This is a genomic window from Arthrobacter sp. MMS24-S77 (assembly GCF_054888235.1).
This window is the reverse complement of record NZ_JBTZRN010000001.1, coordinates 4,561,018-4,586,080: the sequence shown is the minus strand read 5'-3', so window position 1 is coordinate 4,586,080 and position 25,063 is coordinate 4,561,018. Positions and strand designations below refer to the sequence as shown.

Sequence of the window (25,063 nt, the reverse complement as noted above, 5' to 3'; positions counted from 1 at the left end):
ACATGAGCAAGCTGACGCCCACACCCGGCCAGACCGTCGGCCCGTTCTACGGCTACGCACTCCCCTTTAATAAGGACAACGAGCTCCTTGCTCCGGGCAGCGCCGGAAGCATCCGCCTGCAAGGCACCGTGTACGACGGCGCCGGGGACGCGATCCCGGACGCCATCCTGGAGATCTGGCAGCCGGACTCCGAAGGAAACGTGGTCCAGCGCACCGGCTCCCTGGTCCGCGATGGCTACACGTTCACCGGCTGGGGCCGCGCCGCGGTAGGCAACTCTGGCGTCTTCACCTTCACCACGGTCAACCCCGGTTCGACCTCCCCGGTCCCCGGAAAGCCAGGTGCGGCTCCGTTCATTTCCGTCGCCGTTTTTGCGCGTGGCCTCATGAACCGACTGTTCACCCGCATCTACTTGCCGGAGAACGAGGAAGCGCTCGCGGCCGATCCGCTGCTCAGCTCCCTCGATCCCGAGCGCCGCAAGACGCTCATCGCCCGGCGCGACGCGGATGGCGGCCTCACGTGGGATCTGCGCCTACAGGGCGAGAACGAGACCGTTTTTCTCGACTTCGAGCGCTTCGAAGGCGCCTCCCAGTGAGTGGCGACGGCGATTTCGGGCTGCTCAGCCCGGTTTCTGCGTCGCCCGCCGTGGTGGCGCTGACCGGTGACCGTGCGGTCATCGCGGCCATCCTCGACGTCGAGGCCGCTTGGGCAGCCGTGCTCGAAGGGACGGGCTTCGCACCCGCCGGTTCGGCCGCCGTCGTCGCCGAGGCCGCGGAATCCTGGGCCTACGACGCCGCTTCCATCGCCGAACGCGCACAGGGCGGCGCCAACCCGGTCATCCCGCTGCTGGCCGACCTCCGGGGCAGGGTCAAAAGGCTGGACGCCGAGCTTCCCGGCGGGGCCGTCGGCGCGCTTGCCGCTGTGCACACCTCCCTGACCAGCCAAGACGTCCTGGATTCGGCCCTGATGCTACTAGCGCACCGCGTGGTGTCCGCGCTCCTCGCCGAAGTAAGAGGCACGACGACGGCGCTCGCCGGCCTTGCGGAACAGCATGCGGCAACGCTGTGCGTGGGCAGGAGCCTGACGCAGCATGCGCTTCCGTTCACCTTCGGGCTCAAAGCGGCGCAATGGTTCCACGGAGTGGCCGCCGCGGCCCGACGCCTTGAATCCCTGGAGTTGCCCGTGCAGTTCGGCGGCGCCAGCGGCACCCTGGCTGCCGGTACCGTGCTCACGGAAGGCTCGTCGTCGAGCCCTTTTGACTTGGCAGACGCCTTGGCGGGGAAGCTCGGCCTGGCCGTCGTTCCTGCTCCTTGGCACACCAACCGCCTTGCCGTCACTGCACTCGGCGACGCTTTGGCTTCGCTGACGGACTCCTTTGGCAAGATCGCCGCGGACCTCCTGTTCCTCAGCCGCCCCGAGGTTGCCGAGTTGGGTGAACCCCTTGCCGCTGGCCGCGGAGTCTCCTCGGCCATGCCTCAAAAGCAGAACCCGGTGTTGTCCGTGCTGGTCCGCAGCGCCGCGCTCCAGGCTCCCGGGCTGGCGGCGCAGTTGCACCTGGCTGCAACTCACTTCAATGACGAACGCGCCGACGGTGCCTGGCACAGCGAATGGCAGGCGTTGCGGGGCTTGCTACGGCTCGCACTCGGCGCCGCCACGCAGCTCCGCGAGCTCGCTGAAGGACTCCGCGTCTTCCCCGAGGCAATGCGCCGCAACCTGGAAATTTCCGGACCGTTGCTCCTCAGCGAAGCCGTAGCGTCCTCCGTTGCTCCGCTCCTCGGCGCGGACAAGGGAGAAGCGAAGGCCAAGCTGCAGGCCGTCGTCGACGAGACCCTCCGGGCACCCGCAGCGGAGCAAGCCCGGATCTACACCAAGCTCCTCCGCGAGACCGTGCCAGCCAGCAAGCTGTCCGATGAGGAACTGAATGCGCTCCTGGACCCACCGAACTACGTCGGTGAGGCAGCCGAGATCAGCCGTCGCATCCTCGCCGCGTACCCCGAATTCACACAAATCGATCCGAAGGGAGCCGATCGTGGCTAAGCCCAACGTCAAGGCGGTGTTGCTGTCCCCGCAGCGCGCCCTCGGGGAGAAGCCCCTCCTGGTGGTGGGGCCCTCGCTCGGAACATCCACCGTGCTGTGGACCGAGACGGCAGCCCTCCTCGGCGACGACTTCGACGTCATCGGCTGGGACCTTCCCGGCCACGGCGTCTCGCCCGCGGCCTCGGAAACGTTCAGCGTCGCCGAACTGGCCGACGCGGTGGTTGATCTGGTGGATTCGATCGCGCCAGGCACGGTGTTCCATTACGCCGGGGACTCCCTGGGCGGCGCCACGGGACTGCAGCTCGGCATCAAACACGCCGAGCGGCTCAGATCCTTGTCCGTGCAATGCACCGGAGCGAAGCTCGGCACACCGGAGGGATGGCTGGAACGCGCTGAAACCGTTCGTGCGCAAGGCACCGCGGTGATGATCCAGGGTTCCGCGCAGCGCTGGTTCGCTCCCGGTTTCATGGACCGCCAGCCCGTCGTCAGCAGCCGTCTCCTGCATGCCTTGCGGGACGCCGACCGCTTCAGCTACGCCTTTTGCTGCGAGGCGCTCGCCGGTTTCGATGTCCGCTCCGAGCTCGGCAGCATCACCGTCTCAACGCAGGCGCTGGCTGGCGTCGAGGACACTGTTGCACCGCCGTCGTTCGCTGAAGAAGTGGCGGACGGCATCAACGCAGGGGGCGGTAGCGCTGTTTCCGTAGCGCTCGACGGCGTCGGGCACCTTGCGCCCGCGGAGGCGCCCGCCGTCGTCGCGGACCTCATGAGGACGTTCATGAAGGCGGCCGGAAAATGAAGCCTAACCCTTCGCAGGGCGCCGTTCAGCGCGACGCCACCTCGCAGGAAATCTACGACGCCGGCATGGTGGCCCGCCGCGAAGTGCTCGGCGATCCGCACGTGGACCGTGCCAACGCGAACAAGGATTCCTTCACCGAGGACTTCCAGGACATGATCACCCGCATCGCCTGGGGCGGCATTTGGACCCGGCCTGGTTTGGATCGGCGCATGCGCTCGGCCGTCACCATCACGGCGATGGTGGCGCACGGGCACTGGGAAGAACTGGCCATGCACATCCGCGCCGCCATCACCAACGGCCTGAGCAGGGACGAAATCAAGGAAATCCTGCTGCAGACCGCCATCTACTGCGGAGTTCCCTCCGCCAACACCGCATTCAAGACCGCACAGGGCGTTTTCGCGGAGCTCGACAAGACCCCCGAAGCCGCCACCCCACCCGCGAGCCCCACCCCACCCAACTAGCTCGCATTAGGTGTCGTTTTGAGCCCTCATAACGACATTAACTGCGAGGTAGTTGGGACTACTGACACTTAGAGGAGACCCCATGAACCAGGCGTATGTGTACGACGCCGTGCGCACACCTTTTGGAAAATTCGGCTCGGGCCTTGCCGGGGTCCGGCCGGACGACCTCGCGGCCCACGTGGTGCGCGAAGCCGTCAAGCGCGCCCCCGCTTTGGATGTTGAGCGGATCGACGAAGTGGTATTCGGCAACGCCAACGGCGCCGGCGAGGAGAACCGCAACGTCGCCCGCATGGCCACCTTGCTGGCCGGGCTCCCGACGTCGATCCCGGGCACTACGGTCAACCGGCTGTGCGGTTCGTCCCTGGATGCCGCGATCATCGCCTCCCGCCAGATCAACGCCGGCGACGCCGAACTGGTCCTGGTGGGCGGGGCCGAGTCCATGTCGCGCGCACCCTGGGTGCTGCCCAAGACGTCCAAGCCGTACCCTGCTGGCGACATGACCCTGGCTTCCACCACCCTGGGTTGGCGCCTGGTGAACCCGGCGATGCCGAAGGATTGGACCATTTCCCTGGGCGAGGCCACCGAGCGGCTGCGTGAGAAGTACGGGATCACGCGGGAACGGCAGGACGAATTCGCTGCGGCCTCGCACAACCTCGCCGCCGCTGCCTGGGACGAGGGCTTCTACGATCAGTTGGTGAGCCAGGTTCCGGGCACCGAGTTGGTCCGTGACGAAGGCATCCGGGCAGGCTCGACGGCGGAGAAGCTGGCCGGACTCAAGACCGTCTTCCGTCCCGAATCTTCGGGTCCGGAGGGCGGCACGGTCACGGCAGGCAACGCTTCGCCACTGTCCGACGGCGCCTCCGCGGCCTGGATCGGCAGCGAAAGCGCCGCCGGGCTGCTCGGGCTGGAGCCGCTGTCCCGCATCGCCGGCCGCGGCGCGCACGGAAACGATCCCCAGTTCTTCGGCTACGCGCCGGTGGAGGCCGCCAACAAGGCCCTCGCGAAGGCAGGCATCGGCTGGGAGCAGGTGGGCGCCGTCGAACTTAACGAAGCCTTCGCCGCACAATCCCTGGCCTGCATCGACGCATGGGGAATCGACCCGACCATCGTGAACCGGCACGGCGGCGCGATCGCGATGGGCCACCCGCTGGGCGCCTCCGGCACGCGCATCCTGGGCACCTTGGCCCGCAGCCTGCAGGCTTCCGGTGAGCGCTGGGGTGTCGCGGCGATTTGCATCGGCGTCGGGCAGGGCCTGGCCGTGGTGCTCGAAAACGTTACCGCCGGAGTGAAGGGCTAAGACAATGCTGAGATTCATTGACACTGTCGGCGAGGCAGTCGCAGGCATCAAGGACGGCTCCACCGTCATGATCGGGGGCTTCGGAAACGCGGGCCAGCCGTTCGAACTCATCGACGCACTGCTGGATTCCGGTGCCACCGACCTCACCGTGGTGAACAACAACGCCGGCCAGGGCGACCAGGGCCTTGCACTGCTCATCAAGGAAGGACGGGTCCGCAAGATGATCTGCTCCTTCCCGCGGCAATCCGATTCCTGGCACTTCGACACCAAGTACAAGGCCGGGGAGATCGAACTGGAACTCGTGCCGCAAGGCAACCTGGCCGAGCGCATCCGGGCTGCCGGGGCGGGGATCGGCGGTTTCTTCACTCCCACGGGCTACGGCACCATGCTAGCGGAGGGGAAGCACACACGCTTCCTCGACGGTAAATGGCAGGTGTTCGAGACACCCATCCACGCCGACGTCGCACTCATCAAGGCGCTCAAGGCCGACGGCAAGGGCAACCTCGTGTACCGCAAGACCGCCCGGAACTTCGGCCCCATCATGGCGGCCGCGGCCAAGCACACCATCGTCCAGGTGTCCGAGATCGTTCCGACCGGCGCCCTGGACCCGGAGAACGTGGTGACCCCCGGAATCTACGTCAACAGCATCGTGAAGGTGGCCTGATATGAGCGTCCAAACCTCAACAACGCCGCTGGGCCGTGACGACCTCGCGCGGCTCGTTGCGCGGGACATCGTTCCCGGCTCGTTCGTGAACCTCGGCATCGGACAGCCCACGCTCGTCTCCAACTACCTCACGGAAGAGCAGAACATCACGCTCCACACGGAGAACGGGATGCTCGGGATGGGTCCGGAAGCCAAGGGAGAGGAGATCGACGGCGATCTCATCAACGCCGGCAAGATCCCCGTCACCGAACTCCCAGGGGCCTCGTATTTCCACCACGCCGACTCCTTCGCGATCATGCGCGGCGGCCATCTGGATATCTGCGTGCTCGGCGCCTTCCAGGTCTCCGCGACGGGCGACCTCGCCAACTGGCACACCGGGGCACCGGACGCCATCCCGGCCGTCGGCGGGGCGATGGACCTGGCCACGGGTGCCAAGGACGTGTTCGTCATGATGACGCTCCTGACCCGCGAGGGCGTGTCCAAACTCGTCGACACCTGCAGCTACCCGCTCACCGGTGTGGGCTGCGTGACCCGCGTGTACACGGACAAGGCCGTCTTCCTGATAGGGCCCGACGGCGTGACCGTGCGTGAGACGTTCGGCTGCACTTTCGAAGAACTCCAAGCGCTGGTGCCGGTCCCGCTGGTGCCGTTCAATGACAAGGCGGCTGGCGCCGTCGTCGGCCTCTAAACAGGAGCGCGAACAGGGAGCAGATGCCCGCTGGAAGCACTTCAGGCGGCACCTGCTGCCCGTTCGCGCCAATAAGATTGGTAACCATGACCGACGCATCGTTCGCGGGCCCGCAGGCCGGTGCTCCCCAGGCGAGTGACCAGTACGTGCAGTCGCTGGCACGCGGCTTGTCCGTGATCCGTTCTTTCGACGCGGCCAACCCCGTCATGACGCTCAGCGAGGTGGCGGCGCGTACCAACCTGACGCGGGCCACGGCGCGGCGGTTCCTGCATACCCTGGTGGAGCTCGGCTATGTCCGCACTGACGGCAAGACCTTCGCGCTCACGGCGATGGTGATGCAGCTTGGCTACTCGTACTTGTCGGCGTTGTCCTTGCCCCAGCTCGCGCAGCCGCACCTTGAAGAACTGTCGCTGAAACTGGGGGAGTCGACGTCGGCCGCGGTGCTGGATGGCGCGGACATCTTCTACGTGGCCCGGGTAACCACGCGCCGCATCATGACGGTCGGCATCTCGGTGGGTACCCGCTTCCCCGCTTACGCCACGTCCATGGGTAGGGTGCTTCTGGCCGGCCTGCCGCAGCAGAAGCTGGACGAGTACCTGTCCTCGGTGGAGTTCGAGGCGCTGACGCCGCGGACCATCACGTCCCGCGAGGAACTGCTGGCCGAGCTGGACCGAGTGCGCAGGCAGGGCTGGTGCCTGCTGGACCAGGAGCTGGAACTCGGGCTCATGTCCATCGCGGCGCCGGTATGGAACCACAATGCCGGCCATGTGGCTGCCGCGGTCAACGTCTCGCTTCAAGCCCAAAACGTCGCTGCGCAACCGGACCCGGAGGCCTACCTCGAATCGGTCAAGGAGCAGATTGTTGAGACCGCGCGGGCGATATCGCAGGACGTCTCGGCGAAGCACTAGCTTTGGGAGCGTTGCGACGGCGCGTTGCCACCGCGCGTTGCAGCGCGTAGGCTCACGGCCCATGACCGACGTGGACGAGCAAGGACGACCGGAATCTCCCCTCGCGGCCGACGAGGCCGCAACCCTGCTGGGCTTCCTGGATTACCAGCGAGCCACACTTGCATGGAAGTGCGCGGGGCTGGACGCGTCCGGCTAAGCAATGGACGAGGGCGGCCTGGATCGGCTGGCCGCGCGTACCTGGCCTGATGGCCGGGCGCCCAGCCTGCGGTGGATCGTAGTGCACATGATCGAGGAGTAGCGCGACACAACGGCCACGCCGACCTGCTCCGCGAGTCGGTGGACGCGCTCACGGGGGAGTAGGCCCCTGCTGCGAATCCGCCCCGCTACCGCGTCAGCTTGGCGCCGTCCGGGTGCTCGTCGCCAATGTGCCCGGGAGCGTTGGCGGCCAGGACGCGTTGGACGAACGCGCTGTACTCCTCCATGTAGTGGCGCAGGAGCGACGCGGTTCCTTCGTCCCGGACGGATCCGTCCTCGTTGTAGGACGCCGGATCGAACTTGATGTAGGCCTCCGGGGCGTTCAGCTGCGGTGCGTCGAGGAAGCTCAGGACGCTGCGCATGGAGGACTGCATCACCGCCGTGCCGATGCTGCCGGGAGACGTGCCGATGATGCCCGTGGGCTTGCGCGCGAAGGAGTTGGTTCCCCAAGGCCGGGATCCCCAGTCAATAGCATTCTTCAGGGCGCCGGGGATGGAGCGGTTGTACTCGGGCGAGACGAACAGGATGCCGTCCGACGCCGCGATCGCGTCTTTCAACGCCCGGCCCGCAGGCGGGAAATCGGCGTCGTAGTCGGAACTGTAGAGGGGCAGGTCCTTGATGGGAATCTCGGTGAATTCGAGTTCCTCCGGCGCTACGCTAATGAGCGCCTTGGACAGGACGCGGTTGATGGAGTGGCTTGAAAGGCTGCCGACGAAATATCCGATCTTGTACGTGGCCATGGCAATGTTCCTTCCCGACGGCGCGGCCGGAACCGGCTCATCGACGGTGCGGTAACTGGAGGCTCCCAGCCCACAGCGAGCTTAGTAGAGCAGTCCGAAGATGGGAATGGCCGGACGCCGCCGGGCACCTACTCCCGCCCGGGCCTTCCGCGTCCTAGACTCAAGCCAACAACGGCTCGGGGCAATGGGGTTTCGGGAAGGGAGCGCAGGTGAAGCTTGGCATAGCGCGGGAACGCCTGGACGGTGAAAGGCGGGTGGCTGCGACGCCCGAGACCGTCAAGCAGTTGGCAGGACTGGGGCTGGAGGTCTTCGTCGAAAGCGGAGCCGGAACGGCCGCAGGCCACAGCGATGACGACTACCGCGAGGCGGGCGCCGTCATCGTCCCCGCCTTGGATCTCGCCGGACTGGACGTCTACGCACACGTCCGCCCCCTCGAACCCACGACGGCGGCCGCGCTGCGCCGGGGCGCCGTCACCGTGGGCCTGGCCTCGCCGTCGTCGGAACTTCCCACCGTCCGCGCGCTCGCCGAAGCGGGCGTGACGTCCTTCGCGCTCGAGCTGGTGCCGCGCATTTCCCGCGCACAATCCATGGACGCGCTCACGTCACAGGCCCTCGTGGCCGGATACCGCTGCGTGCTTGAAGCGGCGATGCGCCTGCCGCGCTTCTTCCCGCTGTACATGACGGCCGCCGGAACCATTCCTCCGGCCCGAGTGCTGGTGTTGGGGGCGGGCGTGGCAGGACTGCAGGCCATCGGGACCGCGAAGAGGTTGGGTGCCCGCGTCTCCGCCAACGACATCCGGCCGGCCTCCGCGGACGAGGTGGCATCCATGGGCGGGACTTTCATCAAGCTCGACGTGGAGACGGCAGAGGCGTCCGGCGGCTATGCCCGCGAGCTCAGCGCCGATCGCGGCGCCCTGCAGCGCGAATTGCTCGCGCCGCACGTCGCCCAGGCGGACGTGCTCATCACGACGGCGGCCGTCCCCGGACGGCGGGCCCCGCTCCTGGTGAGCCGCGAGATGGTCCAGCACATGCGCCCCGGCTCGGTCGTCGTCGACCTCGCCGCCGAATCCGGCGGCAACGTGGAAGGCTCGGTGCCCGGCATGGATCTCCAGATCCCGACGGCGGACGGCCAGGGTACGGTCACCCTGGTGGGGATGAAGGATGTGGCCTCCGCGATGCCGGCCGACGCCTCGCGCCTCTACGCGAAGAACGTCGCCAACCTGCTGGCCCTCATGACTTGTGATGGAGCCGTTGTTCCGGACTTCGGCGATGAGGTGGTGGCGGGTGCGTGCCTGACGCACGACGGCGAGGTGCGGCACGCTCCGACGGCTGAGGCGCTCGCTGCGACTCGGGAGTCGGAAAACGAGGGGGTTTCGTGATGGACGGAATCGCCCTGCTCACTATTACCGTGTTGGCGGTGTTCGTCGGCTTCGAGGTGGTTTCCAAGGTCTCGAGCACGCTGCATACGCCCTTGATGTCCGGCGCCAACGCCATCCACGGGATCATCCTGGTGGGCGCCATCATTGTTGCCGGGCAGGCCTCGGACCCGTGGGTGCTCGCGGTGGCCTTGCTCGCCGTCGTTCTCGCCACCGCCAATCTCGTGGGCGGCTTCGTGGTGACCGACCGCATGCTTGAGATGTTCCGCGGACGCAAACGCGTAGCGCCGCCCGGCGGGAAGCCCGAGTCCATAAAACCCGAGGCCATCAAGCCCGAGTCCAAGGAGCGCATGCGATGACCTTCATCGATCCAGTGTGGACCTCGCTGCTCTACCTCGCGGCCGCCGTATGTTTCATCCTGGCGCTCAAGGGATTGAATTCTCCCCGCACCGCTCGGCGCGGGAACTTGGTGGGTGCCTTTGGCGCGGCGCTCGCCGTCGCCACGGTCTTCTTCTCGGTCAAAATGGACAACGTTCCCTGGATCCTGGGCGCAATGGTGGTCGGCTCGGGCGTGGCCGCGCCGGTCGCACGCCAGGTCAAGATGACCCAGATGCCGCAGCTCGTGGCGCTGTTCAATGGGGTTGGCGGTGGTGCCGCGGCGCTCGTGGCACTCCTGGAACTCGCGCACTCGGGGGACCACTGGGTGCGCGTGGCCATTGTCTTCACGCTGTTGGTAGGGGCTGTCTCGTTCGCAGGTTCCGCCATCACGTTCTCCAAACTGCAGGAGCTCATGACCACCCGTCCGGTGGTGTTTCCCGGCTTGCCGACACTCATGGGAGCGGTGTTGCTCGCGGCGGTGGGTGCCGCCGTCGCGGTCGTTTTCAGTGGTTCCCTGGCGCTCGCGCTGGTGCTTTTGTTGCTGGGACTGGCCGCGGGCGTGCTGCTCGTGTTGCCGGTAGGCGGCGCGGACGTGCCGATCGTCATTTCGCTCCTGAACGCCTTCACGGGCCTGGCCGTGGCGGCCTCAGGCCTGGTGCTTGGCAACGTGCTATTGGTGGTGGCTGGCACGCTGGTGGGCGCCTCGGGCACCATCCTCACGCGGGCCATGGCTGCGGCCATGGGCCGCAGCGTTGCGGGAATCCTCTTCGGCGCGTTCAAGGGAGGTTCGACGGCGGGGTCGACGGCGGTGAGCGACCGCCCCGTCCGCTCCTCCAGCCCGGAGGACGTGGCCGTGCTTCTTGGCTACGCGCAACGGGTGATCATCGTTCCGGGCTACGGACTCGCGGTAGCCCAAGGGCAGCACACGGCGGCGGAGCTGGCCCTTGCATTGGAGTCGAGGGGCATCGATGTGGATTTCGCGATCCATCCGGTGGCGGGCCGGATGCCCGGGCACATGAACGTCCTGCTTGCCGAAGCCAATGTGCCCTATGAGTCCCTCAAGGAAATGGGCGAGATCAACTCGGAATTCCGCACGGCCGACGTCGCGCTGGTGGTCGGCGCGAACGACGTCGTCAATCCGGCCGCGAAGACCACCGCCGGTTCGCCGATCTACGGTATGCCCATCCTCGAAGTGGCCGACGCGCGGCAGGTGGTCTTCCTGAAGAGGTCCATGCGCCCGGGATTCGCGGGCATCGAGAACGAACTCATGTACGAGCCGCAGACAACGCTGCTGTTTGGCGATGCCAAGGAATCCCTGGCCAAGGTGTTGAGCGCGGTTAAGGCGCTGTAGTTTCGGCGAGGTCCATGGTTGTTGGCTATTCGTCTTGAGGGGAAGGGGTGAGGGACCGAAGGATCTCCGTCGCCGTGCCTTCGAAAGTCCGGGCATAGCCTGTCCCGGCCCAGAGATTGACGCCGTGGGGGTCGCCGGCCTTTGCCGCCGCCGATCTGATGGGCGTCGTCATGTGATGGACCTCGGGGTACCCGGCGGGAGCCGACTCATCGTGGTCCTTCATGAACCTGTTGTAGAGGCCGCGGGCGTATCTTCCAGAAAATGCCCTGGTCACCTGGGTGGTGATGAATTCAGGAGAGGAAAGCGCGGCCCGGTGTGCAGGCCGGGTGCCGGCTTCGGCAGCGCGGAGAAAAGCTGTCCCCGCCTGGATAGCGACCGCCCCTTTGGCAAGGACTCGCGCCGTGTCGGTTCCGGTGACGATACCGCCTGACGCAATGACGGGAAGCTCGACGGTGTTTAGAACCTCCTCGAGGAGGGGCTCGAGCGGGGTCTGGTTGAGGGGCGCCCTCGCGGCGAACGTCCCGCGGTGACCACCGGCTTCGGGTCCTTGAACACAGGCTGCGTCCGCGCCGGCTTCCTCTGCCGCAACAGCTTCGGCCGCCGTCGTAACTGTCATGAGGACGGAAATTCCAGCCTTATGCATCCGCGCGACTACCGATGCGTCAGGGACATCAAAGGTGAACGAGACCACCGCTGGCTCGAGTCGTTGAACGACGTCGAGCTTCTTGTCCCAATCGTCAGCATCATAAACAGGGGCGCCAACTTCAACGCCGTATCTTCTCGCGTCCAACGCGAGCTCGGTGGCATAGGCAGCCAACTGTGCCGGGTCCGCGAACGATTCCTGGGGCACAAAGAGGTTGACGCCGAACGGCGCCGACGTGAGTTTGCGTGTTCGCAATATTTCACCCTCCAGCTGCGCCGCGCTCTTATACCCGGCCGCCAGGAATCCAAGGCCTCCCCCCGCACTGACGGCGGCGGTGAGTTCCGGAGTGGAAGGGCCGCCGGCCATTGGGGCTTGGAGGATTGGGCGTTCCAGAGTACGGAGATCAAAGAGTGCGTTCTGCGCGGAATTCACATACTCAAACTACTGGAACGTGAACCAGGAGTGCCCCTCACGGCAAATTGTCGGAAACGCCCGGACGGCCCGTTTTTCCCGTCCGGTGTTCAATTTCCACGTAATATATCGCCCCCACGCGAAGGGAGCGGAACGGGTGAGCTGCGCGACGGACTGGCCGGTAATCGTGTCCGAAGGGGTCGCGCACGGTGGCCAGTTCAAGATGATCCAGCCGGGAGAGCAGGCCATCGACGTCCTTGAGCGTCGCCGGGTGCGTTTCTTCTCCCCCTACGTCCAATACCCATGTTGAGCTGGCGGTTTGGGTCACCAGCTCAAGGGTCAGGGTTTCAAATATTCCAGCCAGAAGGGCGTCCAAAGTGGTGGGGTAGAGGCGAAGCAATCGATGCGCCCGCGGGTCCCGGCGCCGGTCGTTCATCCATGCCTGGCGTAGCCAGGTGAATTCCACGCGGCCGAACGAGGAGCCCAACCTTAGCTTGCGGTCCTCCTCCAACGTCAAGCGGAAGTCGTTGCCCGCGCGGTCGAGAATACTGGCTGCTTCGTCGACGTACTCCAGGTCTTCGAGCATGGTCGCCTCGGACGGGTAGTACGTGAAATCACCGAGGTCATCGACCACGACGTAGTCTTTGGGACGCACGCCCGAAAGATCGGCGCTGTGTGCCGTTCCCGTGGCGAGGGAAATCCTTTTCATGGTGAATTCAGCTCCTACGGAGGGTCAGTCCGAAACCCGGATGGCGGGTGCTTCCTCTCTTCATCAGATCACCAAACAGGTCCGCCGCCGCCGGTCTTGATAGTTTCCTTACGCCGACCCGCAGAGATTTAGCGCGCTCTTAACGGTGGAAGCAGCGCCAAGACGATACGGGGGATCCACTAGGGGCGACGCGGCAGGTCCTTTGTAACAGTCGACTTCAGCGTGTTCTGAATTACGCAACAATGGCATGTTGTTATTACAGTAAGGTTTGCCTTGCCTACCACGGCGCTGCTCCCCAACTGCATCTCCCCAACTGTTCCGGTCCCAGCCGGAACCTTGAAAGGCCCCCATGAAATTCGGCATCAAACCCGCTACGGCCCTTGCCGCCGCCACGGCCACGCTGCTGGCACTTTCGGCGTGCAGCGGCTCACCCACCGGAACCGCCGCCGGTAGCTCCACATCCGGGGCGGCGGCGTCCGGCGACGGCATCGTCGTCTACAACGCGCAGCACGAAAACCTCACCGGCGCCTGGGTGGACGCCTTCACCAAGGAAACGGGAATCAAGGTCACGCTCCGCAATGGTGACGACCTTGAAATGAGCAACCAGCTCACCGAGGAGGGCAAGAACTCTCCTGCGGATGTCTTCCTGACGGAAAACTCCCCGGCGATGGTCCGCATCGCGAGTGCCGGCTTGCTCGCTCCGGTCGATCAGGCAACCCTCAGCCAGGTCCCCTCGCAGTACCGGCCCTCCACTGGCGACTGGACGGGCATCGCGGCCCGTTCCACCGTGCTGGCCTACAACAAGGGCAAGCTCACCGCAGACCAGCTCCCCAAGTCCTTGATGGACCTCGCCGACCCCGTTTGGAAGGGACGCATCGGCGCGTCCACCGGCGGAGCGGATTTCCAGGCGATCGTCAGCGCGATGCTCGCGCTCAAGGGAGAAGACGCAACCCAGAAATGGCTGGAGGCGGCGAAAAGCAACTTCAAGTCATACAAGGACGACACTCCGGTGCTCGCGGCTGTGAACGCCGGAGAGGTCGACGCAGGAGTCTTGTACCACTACTACTCCTTCGTGGACCAGGCCCAGACTGGAGAGAACAGCAAGAATGTTGATCTCCACTACTTCAAGAACCAGGACCCGGGCGCGTTCGTCAGCGTCTCCGGCGGTGCCGTCCTGGCCTCGAGCAAGAAGCAAGCCCAGGCCCAGCAGTTCCTGAAGTTCATCACTGGCAAAGCGGGTCAGCAGGTCCTCCAGACCGGAGACTCCTTTGAATACACCGTTGGCTCCGACGTACCAGCCAACTCCAAGCTGGTCCCGCTTAAGGATCTCCAGGCACCTTCGGTAGACCCCGCCAAGCTCAACAGCGAAAAGGTCACAGAGCTGATGACCAAGGTCGGGCTCCTCTAGTTCCCAGGATCCTCAGCCCCAGGGGCCGGCTTGCCGCTGCAGGCCGGCCCTAGGGCTGTTCGGGAGACACGGTTCCGGCGGTCCTAGAACGTCCAGGGCATGGCGTCGTGGTTGAAGTCCCGGAACGAGCCGAACTTGCCCGCGTTGAACGCGAGACCTTCGCCGTCGCGGTCGCGGCATGCCACTACTTGGCCGAAGAACACCTGGTGGTCGCCGATGTCGTATTGGTGGACTACCTTGCACTCCGCCTGGGATAGTGCGCCGGCGATGACGGACAGGCCGCCTTCGGTGGTGTCGAACTCGCCGGCCTCGAAGCGGGCGCCGCCGCGTGTGGCGAACTGCCGTGCCACCGCTTCCTGCTTTGCACCCAGGATCGAGATCGCGAATCTTCCGCTGGCCTGTACAGCGTCTCCCGTGCGGGTGTTGAAGTTCAGCGAAATCATCAGGATCGGCGGGTCGAGGCTGATGGACGTGAGGGAGTTGATCGTCATGCCGTACTGCTCGCCGTCGTGCTCCGTGGTCACCACGGCCACACCGGTGAGGAAACGGCCCATGGTTCGGCGCATGGCCAGTCCGTCGGGCTCGGCGAAGACTGCGGGAGTGCCCATGTCAGTTCTTTCCACCCTGGTAGTACCGGACTTCGAACATCTTGGCCCCGCCCTCCGAGACCCACGGGCCGTGCTCCATTCCCGGCGGACGGGTGGCCCAGTCACCGGCGCGGAAGGTCCTGCCTAGCCGCTGGTCCACGAACGAACCTTCGAAGATGAAGACCTCTTCCCAGAAGTCGTGGGTCAGGGCGCCGTTGGGAGAGGTGTCCGTGCCCGGCTCGAACTTCAGAATGCGGGTTACGGAGTCATTGGAGTCGTCGCGGGCCAGGATGGCCTCGGAGAGACCATCAATAGGGGGTACGCACGGCGTGAACTCCACTGATGAGGTGGGCGTGAATTCAAACTCCGGCTTTGCCATGGCTAGTTCTCCTCCTTGCGGCCGTCCACGCCGTAGCTGGCCAGGAATTCGTCGAGTTCGGCGACCTGCGCTTCGTAGCCGTAGTTCCTGTAGGTGTAGACGCCCCTGACAACGAACGGTGCACCGGCATAGAAGAGCTCGTACTGCTGGTGGCGTCCTGCGAATTCGGAGCCGATGATGTCCCAGGCCAGGCGGAAGAGCTTGATGCGGTCTTCGCTCGGAACGCCTGGGGACGCGATGTAACGCTCGACGTCGGGTGCCGTCACCGGACTCTTCATGTCCACCACACTGGACGGCAGCTGCAGGACTCCGCCACCCACCAAGTCACGCAGGATCGCAATGACGCGTGGGTAGGTTTCGGACTGCAGGCCCATGACGCCGTAGAGGGCGCGCTTGCCCGGAACGAGCATTCCGGACGAGTCGGCCTCGGCCGTGTACTCGGCGGCGATCAGCGCGGATTCGACCGAGGAAACCAAGGCTGCAAGCTCGCCTAGCTTCTCCTGGACGCCCGGGATCTTGTCGGTGCCGTTGACCTGGGTGACCTTGCGTGCCACCGCAGCGATGAACTGCAGCTTGGTGGTGAAGCGGGTCTGGGCCTGCCAGTTTCCCAAGGCGTGGGCGCCGGTTTCGAAGAACTGTCGGCGCAGGGTCTCCACATTGCGGTCAACGAAGACGCGGTCCCAGGGAACCAGGACGTCTTCGAAGATGACCAGGGCGTCGGGCTCGTCGTAGTGGCTGGTCAGCGGGTAGTCGAACTCGCTCGTGGCCGCCGGGCTGAACGGGCGGCGGCAAAGGAACTTGAGGCCTTCCGTGGCGGTCGGCAGAGCGAAGCTGATGGCAAAGTCGACGTCGTCCGGCCCCAAGGGCTTGATGCAGGTGACGAATACTTCGTCGGCGATGGCGCCGCCGGTGGCGAGCATCTGGGAGCCGCGGACAATCAGTCCTTCCTCGGTTTCCCGGACCACGCCGACCTGCAGGAAGTCGCCTTCCCATCCGGACGCCGTCGTCGCGCGGGACACCTGCGGCGGGATGATCGCGTAGGAGACGTAGAGGTTCTCGCGCAGGATTCGCTCGTAGTAGCGGCGGATGTTGCCGGCGAAGTCCCGTTCGGAGTTCTCGAAGACCTCCGGGTGGGCGCCGAAGGCCGCGAAGAAGGTGCCTACGTGATCGGGGCTGCGGCCCACCCAGCCATGGGTGTGTTTGGCCCAGCGCTCAACCGCCTGGCGGCGCAGCTTCAGCTCTTCCGCGGTGCGCGGGATGCTGAACACCCGGTTGGCCGTGCTGTTGATTTCTTCGCTGTGGTACTGCATTCCGTTGGCCGGATCGGCTGCGATGTCGAACAGTTCGGCGATGGTGCGTATGACGTTGCGGAAAGCCGGGTGTTCGGCAACGTTCTCTACGGCTTCTCCGTCAATCAGGACGGTACGCCCATCATTGAGCGTCTTGATGTACTCTTCTCCGGTCCTCATGACTGGTGTCCTTTCGTGATCACGTACGTGTGGTCAATGGTGTTTCCGTTGGGGAAGGCCAGTTCGATCCGCCATTCCCGGCCGTAAATAAACTCGCCGCCGATGACGGGCAGGGTGCCCCCAAGGCAGACAAAGTCCCGTTCGCCGATGCCGTTCCGCTCCAGGAGGAGTCCGACGACGTTGGCGGGGGTAAGCAGGTTGTCCAGGGTGCCGTCCTGGTACAGGCGGCCGTCCACCCAGCTGCGGGCCCGGCACTGGTCGAGCGAAAGACCGTCGAGCTCCGGCACCTCCACAACGGTGCCGGCCACGGGCTTGGGGCAGGCCCGCTTGGAGTCGCCGATGTCGATCGTCTCGACGTGGCGGTCCGTATGATCCGAGGCGATGCCCAGGTAGTAGCGTCCGCCGTGGCGGATATACAACGGCTCGATCTCGCCGGAAGTCCTTTCTCCCGCGACGGCGAGTTCCGCGGCGGAACTGACGGTCACGCTCTCCACCGGATAGAACATCGGCACCGAGGGCGGCGGGGCGACGCCGATGGCGGCAAGTTCATCGATGTGGTGCTGGACGGCGGCAGCGTCACGGCCGGTATAGCCGGCGACGACGGCGTAGAAGTCGGTGAGTTCGATCGCCTCGCCGGTACCCGCGACGTCGAACGTCAACGTTTGTGTGCTGGTCCTCATGGGTGATCTTTCCTGATCAGCGGGCAAGGCCCGAGTAGTCGGCGAGCCGGTCGGCGATGACCGGGAACTCGCTGCGGGTGGTCTGGACAAGGCTGGGGTCGATGCTGGCACGCAGCACCTCTTCGCTGGCGCCGGCTTCGGCTACGAGCCGGCCGGCCGGATCCACAATGCGGCTGGCGCCGCCAAGCTCAACGCCGTCCTGGATCCCTGCGGCATTGCAGGCGAGGACGAAGACCTGGTGCTCGACGGCGCGTGCTGACGTCAGGAGCTTCCAGTGCTCCCGGCGCGCGGCCGGCCAAGCGGCGGGAACGACGACGATTTCCGCGCCGCGGACGCTCAGTTCGGACCAGAGGCCCGGAAAGCGAAGGTCGTAGCATGTGGTGCCCGCCATCCGCCCGAAGGGGGTGTCAGCGACCGGAAGCGAAACTCCCGGAGTGAGCAGATCGGCTTCGAGGGACTTGTAGCCGAAGACGTGGAGTTTGGAATATCGGTGGGCGACCTTGCCCTGCGGGTCGACCAGCACCGAGGTGTTGCGCAACATCGGAGAGCCGCCGGGGGCACCGCCCTCGACCCTCTCCACGATGCTTCCGACGTGCACGTAGGTCCCGAGCTCTTTCGCCACGGCAGAGCACATGGCGACGGTGGACCCGTCCACCGTCTCTGAAAGTTCCGGGTACTGCTCGAAGTGGAAGTAGCCCGCACTCCAGAGCTCCGGGAGCACGATGAGATCAGCTCCGCGCTGTTCGCGCAGGATTGCCTCTGCGCGCTCGATGCGCTGGCTCTGGGTCTCGTTGTCCGGGCTGGACAATTGGACGAGTGCAATGTCCATGTGTGCTCCTTATGTGTTGCGGGTGAAGCTGCGGCCAGTCGGGCCTAGCTTCGGTTTGCGTGGTTGGGTATGGCTTTGAGGACGGCGAGTGTGGAGTCGAGGTGGCTCCGTACGGCGGCCGAGGCAATCTGCGAGTCCTGGCCCCGGATCGCTTCCACGATGGCCCGGTGCTCTGCCACCACATGGTCGCTCCGGCCCTCGCTGTCCTGGATGGCCTTGACGCCCATGCGCTGCTGCTTGAACCGCTGCGAGTCGTAGAGTTCCTCCAGGGCCGGGTTGCCAGCTGCGTGCACGATGTATTTGTGGAAGCTGATGTCGCATTCGATGAATGCCACTGGGTCGGCCAGGCTCTCTTCCTGGGCTTGCAGGAGTCGGTCCAATTCCGGCCCCAGACGGCCAAGGGATGTGACTTTGCGGACCGCCCAGTCCTCAATGACCTGGCGGACTTCCATCATGCTTTCGATGTCCTGAGCGGTCAGCGCCGGGACATACGCGCCCTTGTGCGGGACTCGTCGAAGGAGTCCGGCGGCTTCGAGCCGCAGGAGGGCTTCACGGACCGGGGTACGGGAAACGCCGGCGGCCTCCGCAATTGCGTTCTCGCTGAGGAAGGCTTCCTGGTCCCAAGGAAGTGACGAGATTTCCCTGCGCAGCCAAAGATAGGCTGCCTCCGGAGCTGTTGGTGCGGGTTTCTGGAAAATGCTCATTGGTCCTCGATTCTGGTGCCTTCATACGGTCATGTGTGCTGTTCATGGCGGCGGTCAGGCCGCCACGAACTTTGACTACATCATGACTGTGCCACTTTGTGGTCAAGCTTCGCGTCAAGGTCGCTGAGCTTGATGTTCTTGGTTTCCTTGGCGAAGGCAACCGAGATGATCGAGATCAGGCCCATGCCCGCGAGGTAGAGGGCAATTGCCTGGCCTGTGCCGAAGGTCTTGTAGAGGGCCAGTGCGATGATCGGCGAGAGCGAGCCGGCGATGAGCGAGGCAAGGTTGTACGCCACGGAGGTTCCGCTGTACCGGACCTTGGTGGGGAACATCTCGGAAAAGAACGCGCCGATGACTGAGCTGTAGGCCGCGAAGATCAACAAGCCACCGACCGCCGCGAGAATGATCGCCGCCGGTTCGCGGGTGTCGAGCAGTGCGAAGAATGCGAACGCCCACACCACGGTCGCTACAGAGGCTCCGATCATCATGGGCTTGCGGCCGATGCGGTCGGCGTAGATCGCCAACAGCGGGACTGCCACGACGGCGACTCCCTGGCCGATCATGACGGCGGTCAGGCCGGTCTGCCGGTCGATCTTGAGGATGTCAGTGACATACGTGATGAGGAACAGCGAGTAAATGTAAAAGCCCGCATTTTCGCCCATGCGGCTGCCGGTGGCGATGAGGATCTCGCGCCAGTTTCCGCGGAAGAGTTCCGCCAGCGGCAGCTTGGCCTGCTTGGCGTGATCAGCCTCGGTCCTGGCCTGGGAGGCCTGGAAGAGCGGAGTTTCCTGGACATAGAGGCGCAGCACCAGTCCGATGATCACGAGCAGGGCGGAAAGGCCGAAAGCGATCCGCCAGCCCCAGGCCAGGAAATCCGCTTGCGGCATGACTGCCGACAGCAGGGCAAGGACGCCGGCCGCCATGAGGTTGCCCAGCGGAGGACCGACATTCGGCCAGGAAGCCCAGAAGGCCCTCTTGGTGCTGTCGTCGCTGTATTCGGATACCAGTAGCACGGCTCCACCCCATTCACCGCCGAGCGCGAAGCCCTGGACCAGGCGCAGGATGAGCAGGATCAGCGGGGCGGCGATGCCGATGGAGGCGTAGGACGGGATGAACGCGATGAGGGCCGTTGCGATACCCATCAGCAGCAGGCTTGCGACAAGGGTGGATTTGCGGCCGTGCTTGTCGCCCAGGTGGCCAAGGACAATGGCGCCGAGGGGGCGGGCGACGAAGCCCGCCGCGAAGGTGCCAAGGGCCAGCATGGTGCCGACGAAGGGATCGGCGCTGGGGAAGAACAGCTTGTTGAAGACGAGGGCCGCGGCTGTGCCGTAGAGGAAGAAGTCGTACCATTCGACGGCGGTGCCGGCGAGGCTGGATGCGGCAACCGCAGGAAGGGAGGTGTGCTTGCGCACCGCTCGCTCCTGTTCGTACACATTGCTCATGGGGGGATCCTTGGGTTTCTGGTCGATGTGTTTCGTGCGCACCGTTGCGCAAGAGATGCATATCGCCGGACGTCTCGGCCGGCCCTCGTGATGCGACTCACTTGATGCCGTTCCAACACTGTAGACCAGTTGTATACAAGCTGTCTACAGTCTGAATACTTTTTATGATTTCTTTCACTTCGACGGCGCCGGCGTCACCCGCGTGCTGATCGCCTCGAACATCGCGGCCGCTGCAGGGCCTGCGACGGAGTCAACGGGCAGCGCTGTCGAGGAGAATTTGACCCCCACCACGCCGGACTTTCGGTTGATATAGACCATCTGTCCGTGGATGCCGAGGCAATATGCGGTGTTCCGGTCCTCCGAAAGGAACCAGAACTGGCTACGGTACCTTCCGCCGGGCATCACTTCCGCATGACTGCTGGCCGCAAACGCCTCTGTGGAATCGGGGCCGCCGCCGAAGATGTCATCAACCCACTCGGTCTCCAAGACTCGCTCGCCGTCCAGTGAAACGCCGCCGTCGCGGATCATCGCTCCGAAGCGGGCCAAGTCGCCGAGCGTGGCGCAGATTCCGCCGTCGAACATGCCGGTGCCGGCCGCGTCGAGACAGATATAGGCGTCGTGACGGGCGCCCATCCGTGACCAGAGGACCTCGGAGGCGAGTTCCGCGAACTGTTTCCCGCTCGCGGCTTCGCAAAGCCAGCCCAGCACATCGGTCTCGCAGCTGCGGTATTCGAAATGACCTCCGTGTTCACGGGCCTGTTCCAAGGTCAGCAGGAACTCCTTGAGCGTGCCTGGTCCGCCGTTGCGGGGCGCCCAACCCACTGCCTCGTCCAGTTTCCGCACCTCGGACCCGGCGTCGAGGTATTCCTCGGAGAACGTGATGCCGCTGCGCATGTCCAGCAAGTCCCGCACCGTGGCGCCCTTGTACCCGCTGCCGCGCAACTCCGGAATATAGTGCTCTATCGGCGTTGCGGTATCGATCTTCCCCTGGGCCACCAAGGTGCCCACCACTGCGGACACAATGGACTTGCTGACGGACATGAGCAGGTGCTTGGTCCCGGGGCCCATCCCACCGAAATACTCCTCGATGAGCAGCTCGTTGCCGCGCAGGACCATCCATGCATCGGTCCTGGTGGAAGCCAGAATCTCGGCAACAGTGCTGTCCGAGCCATCGGGCAGGCGCACCGCCACTCCCCGGAGGTCGAAGGGATCTTCAAGCAATGTGCCGGGCTCCGTGTTGACAGGGCCGGGGATTGCGGCAGGAATTCCGGCGGTGGGAAATAGATCATCCATGTGGAGGAAGGACCAGGACAGGTTCTCTGGCTCCTGCCAGTTGCCAACAGTGATATTGCTTTGGCCGGTTGTAGTGTGCGACATGCTGCTCCTCCATCGGATCCGGTCCGGGGCCGGGCTTGGCCTGGGCCGCAGCAACTTCGGCGCGACCGGGCATACTTCTCATAAGTGAATGGCATTCACTTATGAGAAGTATGCCTCACGCCTCGATGGGCCGAAAGCCCTGAGGAGAGCGGATTCACTTCATTGATCGGGGAGGAGCCATCCGTCGGCGATCAGCAGTTCCCGGAGCGCGGGCCGGCTGAGTGGTTCCGGCCTGTCGTGGGCTTTGCGGCGGACCGACACCAGGAGCTTCTTCACCCCGTCGGCGCTGATGCCCAAGCTGGCGCCGACGTCGGCCATTGTCCCGCCCGAGCCGCCCAGATAAAGCGAGACGGCCTCGTGTTCGCGCGGAGTGAGGCGGATCCGCGGCCCCGGGGCATCAAAGACGCCGGCGAGCTCTGGCAAGATGAACTGTTCGCCGCGCGCGGCGGCGAGAACGGCGGACGTGAGCACTTCAGCCCCTGCCGTCTTGGGTACGTACGCCAGGGCACCGGCGTCGAACGCTTGGCGGATCACCAGTGGCGCTGTCAGGGAACTGCAGACCACCACTTGCGATCCCGTGGAGATAATGGCCTGGATCTTGGACCGCAGCGGGATCCGGTCGCCAAGGATGATGTCCAGCAGGACCACGTCTGACAAGTGGCCGAGTGATGCCGCGAGCTCAGCCCAGGAACCGTACCGTCCCACCACCTTCACGGTTGCGGCTTTGGCCTCAAGCCAGGAAGCCAGGCCTTCGCGGAGCACTGCGTGGTCTTCGAGGATATCCACGTGGATCTTTGGCTCTGCCGTCTCGAACCGTCGTCGGAACAACCCCATGTGTTCCCCCTGTGGCCGACGACGTTAATCGTCAACCACTCTGCTTCCCCAACTTCAAGATCCCGCACTGCAGAGGAGCAAGAAACCCTCAAGATTCGCCACGCCCGGGAACACTGAGACCCCCGAAGATCCTTGCGCCCCCGGACCCCGCACCGTAGGTTTGAGGAAGCGGACGTATGCGTCCGGGGGCATCGGGTTTGAAGCCGATGGTCAGTCAGATTCAGAGAAGGAACATGGCCGTGGCAACAGGTATTGTCAAGTGGTTCAACGCCGAAAAGGGTTTCGGCTTCATTGCCCCCGACGACGGTTCGGCGGACGTCTTTGCCCACTACTCGGCGATCGCCTCGAGTGGGTACCGATCACTGGACGAGAATCAGCGGGTCCAGTTCGACGTCGTGCAGGGCCCGAAAGGCCCCCAGGCGGAGAACATCCAACCTCTTTAAGAGGGCACCACTTACGAATCAGGGCAGTTCTGCAAGCAGCCGGCCCCAGTTGGGTGCCAAGAGAGGCGCTCCGGCAAGCTTGAGGCAGTGCCACAACGTCACCGCCACGGAATCCAGCACCGGCACGCCGGTGGTTTCCTCTACCACCGCGGTGATGTTGGCTCCGTAAAGGTTTGTGCACAAGTAAATGAGTGCGTCCGGGTTCGAGGCAGCAAGTTCCAAGGACCCGGGCAGCATTTCCGCGTCCGTGACCCGCGCGAAGGATTCGTTGTTGCTGAGGTCCAAATGGCGGTGGTCCACCGTCTTGATTCCTTCGCGCGCGTAGGACTCGATGACTGCTTGATTGACGTCGCCGGTGTAGGGCGTGAACATGCCGATCCGCTCCGTGCCGAACGTTTTGAAGGCTTCCAGGTAGGCCAGCGTTGACGTCGTGGCCGGGATTCCCGTGGCTTCAGTGATTTCCCGGACGAGGGCCTCGTCATGCGCGGCGCCGAGCCAGGAACCTGAAGTTCCATTCCACGCGATCACGTCCACATCCGCCGTCGCAAGCAAGGCGGCTGCCTCCCGCATGACGGCCGAATCGAACTGTTTGTCCGAGGAATCATCCCGTGCGATCCGGGTGACCGGAATCCGCGTGAAATGGATCGTGACGTCCTGCCGGTCACCGAGGATGCGGTAGCTCTGCGGCTCCAGGCAGGTGTTGGACGACGGCACGATCATGCCGATGCGGGTGGGACGGTGTTCCGAGGGCATGGTTCTCCTATGCAGACACGGCGGTGGGAACGGACAGGGATTTTTGAACAGACAGGGCGCCGCGGTGGGCGGTGAAGCCGTTGCGGGGCACGAAACGGCCCACGGGGCCGGGATCGTGGAAACCGCCGTCGTCGATCACCACGCGTCCGGCGGAGACGACGACGGCGGGCCAGCCGCTCAGGGTCCTCCCTTCGAAAGGTGAGAAGTCAGTCCCCATGTGGAGCGCGCCGCCGTCGACCTCGCGTTCTTCGGCAGGATCAAAGATGACCAGATCGGCGTCGAACCCTACCGCGATAGTGCCCTTGCCGGGCACGGCGTTGATCCGCGCGGGGCCCGCCGAGAAGACCTCGACGAAGTCTTCCACGGTGCTGCTGGACGCCATCGCCGTGAACGTGACCGGCATACGCGTTTCGACGCCGGGCAATCCGTGCGGCATGAAGCGGACGTCGTCCGTCCGCTCGCGCTTTTGCGAGAGGTCGTAGCAGGAGTGGTCCGAGGACACAGTGTGGATGGCTCCGGCCGCGAGGCGCTCCTTCAGCGCAGCCACGGTTTCAGCGCTGCGCATGGGCGGGCAGCAGGCGTACCACTCGGGGAAATCGCCGCCGTAGACGGTGTCATCAAGCGTCACGTAATGCGGGCACGTCTCGGAGTACGCCTCCTGGCCACGGCCGCGGGCCTCGCTCACAAGATCCACCGCGCCGGGGGTCGACTGGTGCACAAAGTAGACGGGCGCTCCAGTGTACTCAGCCATGGCCAGGGTCTCTTTGACCGAGATTTCCTCGGCGAGCTCGGGCCGCGTGGAATGCAGGTGCCCGATGCCGATCCGGCCATCCGAGGCGTGCTGTTCGGTGCAGTCGGCAATGATGGGATCGTGCTCGGCATGGATGTACGTGAGTCCGTCCAGGCGCACCATTTCGCGCATGACCTTCAGGATGGTGTCGCCGTCAGCCATGGTGGAGCCACGGTTGGTGGTGTACATCTTCACCGAACGGACGCCCTCGGCGGCGAGCTGCTCCAGCTGCCACGGCACAGTCTCGTCCCAGCTGACCACGGAGCCGTGCAGCGCGACATCGCAGCGGGACTCGGCGGCCGAGCGCTTCTTGTTCAGCACAGCATCCAGTGGGGATTCCTGCGCATCACGGGGAATGCCGAAGTCGATGATGGTGGTGGTGCCGCCCCACAGGGCCGCGGTGGAGGTGGTGCGGTAGTCGTCCAAGGTGCGGAAACGGCCGGTCACTTGGGCAACATGGCAATGGCCGTCCACGCCGCCCGGGATCACGAGCTTGCCGGACGCGTCGACAGTGCGTGAAGCTGCGGGGACCGGCTCTGTGGCGTCGATCAGATGGGTGATGCGGCCGCCGTCGACCACTACGTGGGCGGTTTGCCGGCCAAAGCTGTTGACCACGGTGCCGTGGGCGATGACGAGATCGGGAATGGTCACGGTTG

The 25,063-nt window shown here is 64.9% G+C and carries 28 protein-coding genes; 14 read left to right on the top strand and 14 right to left on the bottom strand.

The genetic code is table 11. From position 1 onward, the window contains the following. Positions 1-2 precede the first annotated feature (2 nt). The 9 genes from pcaG to ACX5I4_RS21160 all read left to right on the top strand — a co-directional run bounded on the left by pcaG (position 3) and on the right by ACX5I4_RS21160 (position 7,045). Positions 3-593: a protocatechuate 3,4-dioxygenase subunit alpha gene (gene pcaG / locus ACX5I4_RS21200; protein ID WP_461838423.1), complete on the top strand. Its 591-nt coding sequence runs from the start codon at positions 3-5 to the stop codon at positions 591-593. Continuing rightward, positions 590-2,035 carry a lyase family protein gene (locus ACX5I4_RS21195; protein ID WP_461838422.1) on the top strand — a complete coding sequence of 482 codons (1,446 nt, stop codon included), beginning with the start codon at positions 590-592 and terminating at the stop codon, positions 2,033-2,035. Before pcaG ends, ACX5I4_RS21195 begins: the two co-directional genes overlap by 4 nt. Continuing rightward, positions 2,028-2,831 (top strand): alpha/beta fold hydrolase, encoded by an 804-nt coding sequence (locus ACX5I4_RS21190; RefSeq protein ID WP_461838421.1) that lies wholly within the window; start codon positions 2,028-2,030, stop codon positions 2,829-2,831. Before ACX5I4_RS21195 ends, ACX5I4_RS21190 begins: the two co-directional genes overlap by 8 nt. Further along, entirely contained in the window at positions 2,828-3,292 is a 465-nt protein-coding gene (gene pcaC, locus ACX5I4_RS21185) for a 4-carboxymuconolactone decarboxylase (protein WP_461838420.1), read from the top strand. Before ACX5I4_RS21190 ends, pcaC begins: the two co-directional genes overlap by 4 nt. Positions 3,293-3,374: 82 nt before the next feature. Beyond that, positions 3,375-4,589: a thiolase family protein gene (locus ACX5I4_RS21180; protein ID WP_461838419.1), complete on the top strand. Its 1,215-nt coding sequence runs from the start codon at positions 3,375-3,377 to the stop codon at positions 4,587-4,589. A 4-nt stretch (positions 4,590-4,593) separates the two neighbouring features. After that, positions 4,594-5,253, top strand: coding sequence for a 3-oxoacid CoA-transferase subunit A (locus tag ACX5I4_RS21175; protein ID WP_461838418.1), 660 nt, complete (start codon positions 4,594-4,596; stop codon positions 5,251-5,253). 1 nt (position 5,254) lies between these two features. Beyond that, positions 5,255-5,941 carry a 3-oxoacid CoA-transferase subunit B gene (locus ACX5I4_RS21170; protein ID WP_461838417.1) on the top strand — a complete coding sequence of 229 codons (687 nt, stop codon included), beginning with the start codon at positions 5,255-5,257 and terminating at the stop codon, positions 5,939-5,941. Positions 5,942-6,027: 86 nt separating this feature from the next. Next, positions 6,028-6,849 (top strand): IclR family transcriptional regulator domain-containing protein, encoded by an 822-nt coding sequence (locus ACX5I4_RS21165; protein ID WP_461838416.1) that lies wholly within the window; start codon positions 6,028-6,030, stop codon positions 6,847-6,849. Positions 6,850-6,910: 61 nt separating this feature from the next. After that, on the top strand, positions 6,911-7,045 hold the full coding sequence (locus ACX5I4_RS21160) for a hypothetical protein (RefSeq protein WP_461838415.1): 135 nt from the start codon (positions 6,911-6,913) through the stop codon (positions 7,043-7,045). A gap of 187 nt (positions 7,046-7,232) precedes the next feature. Here the strand turns inward: ACX5I4_RS21160 and ACX5I4_RS21155 are convergent, their stop codons facing one another. Continuing rightward, on the bottom strand, positions 7,233-7,844 hold the full coding sequence (locus ACX5I4_RS21155; RefSeq protein ID WP_461838414.1) for an NADPH-dependent FMN reductase: 612 nt from the start codon (positions 7,842-7,844) through the stop codon (positions 7,233-7,235). 209 nt (positions 7,845-8,053) lie between these two features. Between ACX5I4_RS21155 and ACX5I4_RS21150 the strand changes: the two genes are divergently transcribed. From ACX5I4_RS21150 to ACX5I4_RS21140, 3 genes are read left to right on the top strand one after another with little or no spacing between them, the layout of a single operon-like run. Next, the gene (locus ACX5I4_RS21150; RefSeq protein ID WP_461838413.1) at positions 8,054-9,223 is read left to right on the top strand and encodes a Re/Si-specific NAD(P)(+) transhydrogenase subunit alpha; all 1,170 of its coding nucleotides are present in this window, start codon (positions 8,054-8,056) and stop codon (positions 9,221-9,223) included. Further along, positions 9,223-9,579, top strand: coding sequence for an NAD(P) transhydrogenase subunit alpha part 2 (locus tag ACX5I4_RS21145; RefSeq protein ID WP_461838785.1), 357 nt, complete (start codon positions 9,223-9,225; stop codon positions 9,577-9,579). Before ACX5I4_RS21150 ends, ACX5I4_RS21145 begins: the two co-directional genes overlap by 1 nt. Further along, a complete protein-coding gene (locus tag ACX5I4_RS21140; protein ID WP_461838412.1) occupies positions 9,576-10,949 on the top strand; it encodes an NAD(P)(+) transhydrogenase (Re/Si-specific) subunit beta in 1,374 nt (457 codons plus the stop codon). Before ACX5I4_RS21145 ends, ACX5I4_RS21140 begins: the two co-directional genes overlap by 4 nt. Before the next feature lie 25 nt (positions 10,950-10,974). Here ACX5I4_RS21140 and ACX5I4_RS21135 read toward each other — a convergent pair whose 3' ends face one another. Together ACX5I4_RS21135 and ACX5I4_RS21130 are read right to left on the bottom strand one after the other, a co-directional pair. Then, entirely contained in the window at positions 10,975-12,024 is a 1,050-nt protein-coding gene (locus ACX5I4_RS21135; protein ID WP_461838411.1) for a nitronate monooxygenase, read from the bottom strand. Positions 12,025-12,061: 37 nt separating this feature from the next. Then, positions 12,062-12,712, bottom strand: coding sequence for a hypothetical protein (locus tag ACX5I4_RS21130; protein WP_461838410.1), 651 nt, complete (start codon positions 12,710-12,712; stop codon positions 12,062-12,064). 349 nt (positions 12,713-13,061) lie between these two features. Here ACX5I4_RS21130 and ACX5I4_RS21125 point away from each other — a divergent pair, with 349 nt between their 5' ends. After that, on the top strand, positions 13,062-14,120 hold the full coding sequence (locus ACX5I4_RS21125; protein WP_461838409.1) for an iron ABC transporter substrate-binding protein: 1,059 nt from the start codon (positions 13,062-13,064) through the stop codon (positions 14,118-14,120). 83 nt (positions 14,121-14,203) lie between these two features. On the opposite strand, the gene ACX5I4_RS21120 is transcribed toward ACX5I4_RS21125, so the two are convergent. From ACX5I4_RS21120 to ACX5I4_RS21080, 9 genes are all read right to left on the bottom strand, one after another. After that, positions 14,204-14,728, bottom strand: coding sequence for a flavin reductase family protein (locus ACX5I4_RS21120; protein WP_461838408.1), 525 nt, complete (start codon positions 14,726-14,728; stop codon positions 14,204-14,206). 1 nt (position 14,729) lies between these two features. Continuing rightward, positions 14,730-15,086, bottom strand: coding sequence for a cupin domain-containing protein (locus ACX5I4_RS21115; RefSeq protein WP_461838407.1), 357 nt, complete (start codon positions 15,084-15,086; stop codon positions 14,730-14,732). Positions 15,087-15,088: 2 nt separating this feature from the next. Continuing rightward, the gene (locus ACX5I4_RS21110) at positions 15,089-16,555 is read right to left on the bottom strand and encodes a 4-hydroxyphenylacetate 3-hydroxylase family protein (protein ID WP_461838406.1); all 1,467 of its coding nucleotides are present in this window, start codon (positions 16,553-16,555) and stop codon (positions 15,089-15,091) included. Beyond that, the gene (locus tag ACX5I4_RS21105) at positions 16,552-17,235 is read right to left on the bottom strand and encodes a DUF2848 family protein (protein WP_461838405.1); all 684 of its coding nucleotides are present in this window, start codon (positions 17,233-17,235) and stop codon (positions 16,552-16,554) included. The genes ACX5I4_RS21110 and ACX5I4_RS21105 overlap by 4 nt, the downstream gene beginning before the upstream one ends. A 16-nt stretch (positions 17,236-17,251) precedes the next feature. Next, a complete protein-coding gene (locus ACX5I4_RS21100) occupies positions 17,252-18,064 on the bottom strand; it encodes a carbon-nitrogen family hydrolase (RefSeq protein WP_461838404.1) in 813 nt (270 codons plus the stop codon). 44 nt (positions 18,065-18,108) lie between these two features. Next, the gene (locus ACX5I4_RS21095; protein WP_461838403.1) at positions 18,109-18,768 is read right to left on the bottom strand and encodes a GntR family transcriptional regulator; all 660 of its coding nucleotides are present in this window, start codon (positions 18,766-18,768) and stop codon (positions 18,109-18,111) included. A gap of 80 nt (positions 18,769-18,848) precedes the next feature. Next, the gene (locus ACX5I4_RS21090; RefSeq protein ID WP_461838402.1) at positions 18,849-20,210 is read right to left on the bottom strand and encodes an MFS transporter; all 1,362 of its coding nucleotides are present in this window, start codon (positions 20,208-20,210) and stop codon (positions 18,849-18,851) included. 174 nt (positions 20,211-20,384) lie between these two features. After that, positions 20,385-21,587: a serine hydrolase domain-containing protein gene (locus tag ACX5I4_RS21085; protein ID WP_461838401.1), complete on the bottom strand. Its 1,203-nt coding sequence runs from the start codon at positions 21,585-21,587 to the stop codon at positions 20,385-20,387. Between the two features lie 159 nt (positions 21,588-21,746). Next, positions 21,747-22,421, bottom strand: coding sequence for a hypothetical protein (locus ACX5I4_RS21080; protein WP_461838400.1), 675 nt, complete (start codon positions 22,419-22,421; stop codon positions 21,747-21,749). Between the two features lie 239 nt (positions 22,422-22,660). Here ACX5I4_RS21080 and ACX5I4_RS21075 point away from each other — a divergent pair, with 239 nt between their 5' ends. Beyond that, complete coding sequence (locus tag ACX5I4_RS21075) at positions 22,661-22,864, top strand: cold-shock protein (RefSeq protein ID WP_035743560.1); 204 nt, start codon at positions 22,661-22,663, stop codon at positions 22,862-22,864. An 18-nt stretch (positions 22,865-22,882) separates the two neighbouring features. Here the strand turns inward: ACX5I4_RS21075 and ACX5I4_RS21070 are convergent, their stop codons facing one another. Both ACX5I4_RS21070 and ACX5I4_RS21065 read right to left on the bottom strand, forming a co-directional pair. Further along, the gene (locus ACX5I4_RS21070; protein ID WP_461838399.1) at positions 22,883-23,617 is read right to left on the bottom strand and encodes a maleate cis-trans isomerase family protein; all 735 of its coding nucleotides are present in this window, start codon (positions 23,615-23,617) and stop codon (positions 22,883-22,885) included. A gap of 7 nt (positions 23,618-23,624) precedes the next feature. Next, complete coding sequence (locus tag ACX5I4_RS21065; protein WP_461838398.1) at positions 23,625-25,058, bottom strand: amidohydrolase family protein; 1,434 nt, start codon at positions 25,056-25,058, stop codon at positions 23,625-23,627. Positions 25,059-25,063: the final 5 nt, after the last annotated feature.

What these genes read in the sequence shown, in the direction of transcription:
- ACX5I4_RS21175 (WP_461838418.1), top strand. Translation starts at nt 4,594, where the DNA reads ATGCTGAGATTCATTGACACTGTCGGCGAGGCAGTCGCAGGCATCAAG.
- ACX5I4_RS21120 (WP_461838408.1), bottom strand. Translation starts at nt 14,728, where the DNA reads ATGGGCACTCCCGCAGTCTTCGCCGAGCCCGACGGACTGGCCATGCGC.
- ACX5I4_RS21165 (WP_461838416.1), top strand. Translation starts at nt 6,028, where the DNA reads ATGACCGACGCATCGTTCGCGGGCCCGCAGGCCGGTGCTCCCCAGGCG.
- ACX5I4_RS21130 (WP_461838410.1), bottom strand. Translation starts at nt 12,712, where the DNA reads ATGAAAAGGATTTCCCTCGCCACGGGAACGGCACACAGCGCCGATCTT.
- ACX5I4_RS21085 (WP_461838401.1), bottom strand. Translation starts at nt 21,587, where the DNA reads ATGTCGCACACTACAACCGGCCAAAGCAATATCACTGTTGGCAACTGG.
- ACX5I4_RS21095 (WP_461838403.1), bottom strand. Translation starts at nt 18,768, where the DNA reads ATGAGCATTTTCCAGAAACCCGCACCAACAGCTCCGGAGGCAGCCTAT.
- ACX5I4_RS21090 (WP_461838402.1), bottom strand. Translation starts at nt 20,210, where the DNA reads ATGAGCAATGTGTACGAACAGGAGCGAGCGGTGCGCAAGCACACCTCC.
- pcaG (WP_461838423.1), top strand. Translation starts at nt 3, where the DNA reads ATGAGCAAGCTGACGCCCACACCCGGCCAGACCGTCGGCCCGTTCTAC.
- ACX5I4_RS21100 (WP_461838404.1), bottom strand. Translation starts at nt 18,064, where the DNA reads ATGGACATTGCACTCGTCCAATTGTCCAGCCCGGACAACGAGACCCAG.
- ACX5I4_RS21145 (WP_461838785.1), top strand. Translation starts at nt 9,223, where the DNA reads ATGGACGGAATCGCCCTGCTCACTATTACCGTGTTGGCGGTGTTCGTC.
- ACX5I4_RS21115 (WP_461838407.1), bottom strand. Translation starts at nt 15,086, where the DNA reads ATGGCAAAGCCGGAGTTTGAATTCACGCCCACCTCATCAGTGGAGTTC.
- pcaC (WP_461838420.1), top strand. Translation starts at nt 2,828, where the DNA reads ATGAAGCCTAACCCTTCGCAGGGCGCCGTTCAGCGCGACGCCACCTCG.
- ACX5I4_RS21170 (WP_461838417.1), top strand. Translation starts at nt 5,255, where the DNA reads ATGAGCGTCCAAACCTCAACAACGCCGCTGGGCCGTGACGACCTCGCG.
- ACX5I4_RS21140 (WP_461838412.1), top strand. Translation starts at nt 9,576, where the DNA reads ATGACCTTCATCGATCCAGTGTGGACCTCGCTGCTCTACCTCGCGGCC.
- ACX5I4_RS21105 (WP_461838405.1), bottom strand. Translation starts at nt 17,235, where the DNA reads ATGAGGACCAGCACACAAACGTTGACGTTCGACGTCGCGGGTACCGGC.
- ACX5I4_RS21110 (WP_461838406.1), bottom strand. Translation starts at nt 16,555, where the DNA reads ATGAGGACCGGAGAAGAGTACATCAAGACGCTCAATGATGGGCGTACC.
- ACX5I4_RS21070 (WP_461838399.1), bottom strand. Translation starts at nt 23,617, where the DNA reads ATGCCCTCGGAACACCGTCCCACCCGCATCGGCATGATCGTGCCGTCG.
- ACX5I4_RS21160 (WP_461838415.1), top strand. Translation starts at nt 6,911, where the DNA reads ATGACCGACGTGGACGAGCAAGGACGACCGGAATCTCCCCTCGCGGCC.
- ACX5I4_RS21155 (WP_461838414.1), bottom strand. Translation starts at nt 7,844, where the DNA reads ATGGCCACGTACAAGATCGGATATTTCGTCGGCAGCCTTTCAAGCCAC.
- ACX5I4_RS21125 (WP_461838409.1), top strand. Translation starts at nt 13,062, where the DNA reads ATGAAATTCGGCATCAAACCCGCTACGGCCCTTGCCGCCGCCACGGCC.
- ACX5I4_RS21080 (WP_461838400.1), bottom strand. Translation starts at nt 22,421, where the DNA reads ATGGGGTTGTTCCGACGACGGTTCGAGACGGCAGAGCCAAAGATCCAC.
- ACX5I4_RS21180 (WP_461838419.1), top strand. Translation starts at nt 3,375, where the DNA reads ATGAACCAGGCGTATGTGTACGACGCCGTGCGCACACCTTTTGGAAAA.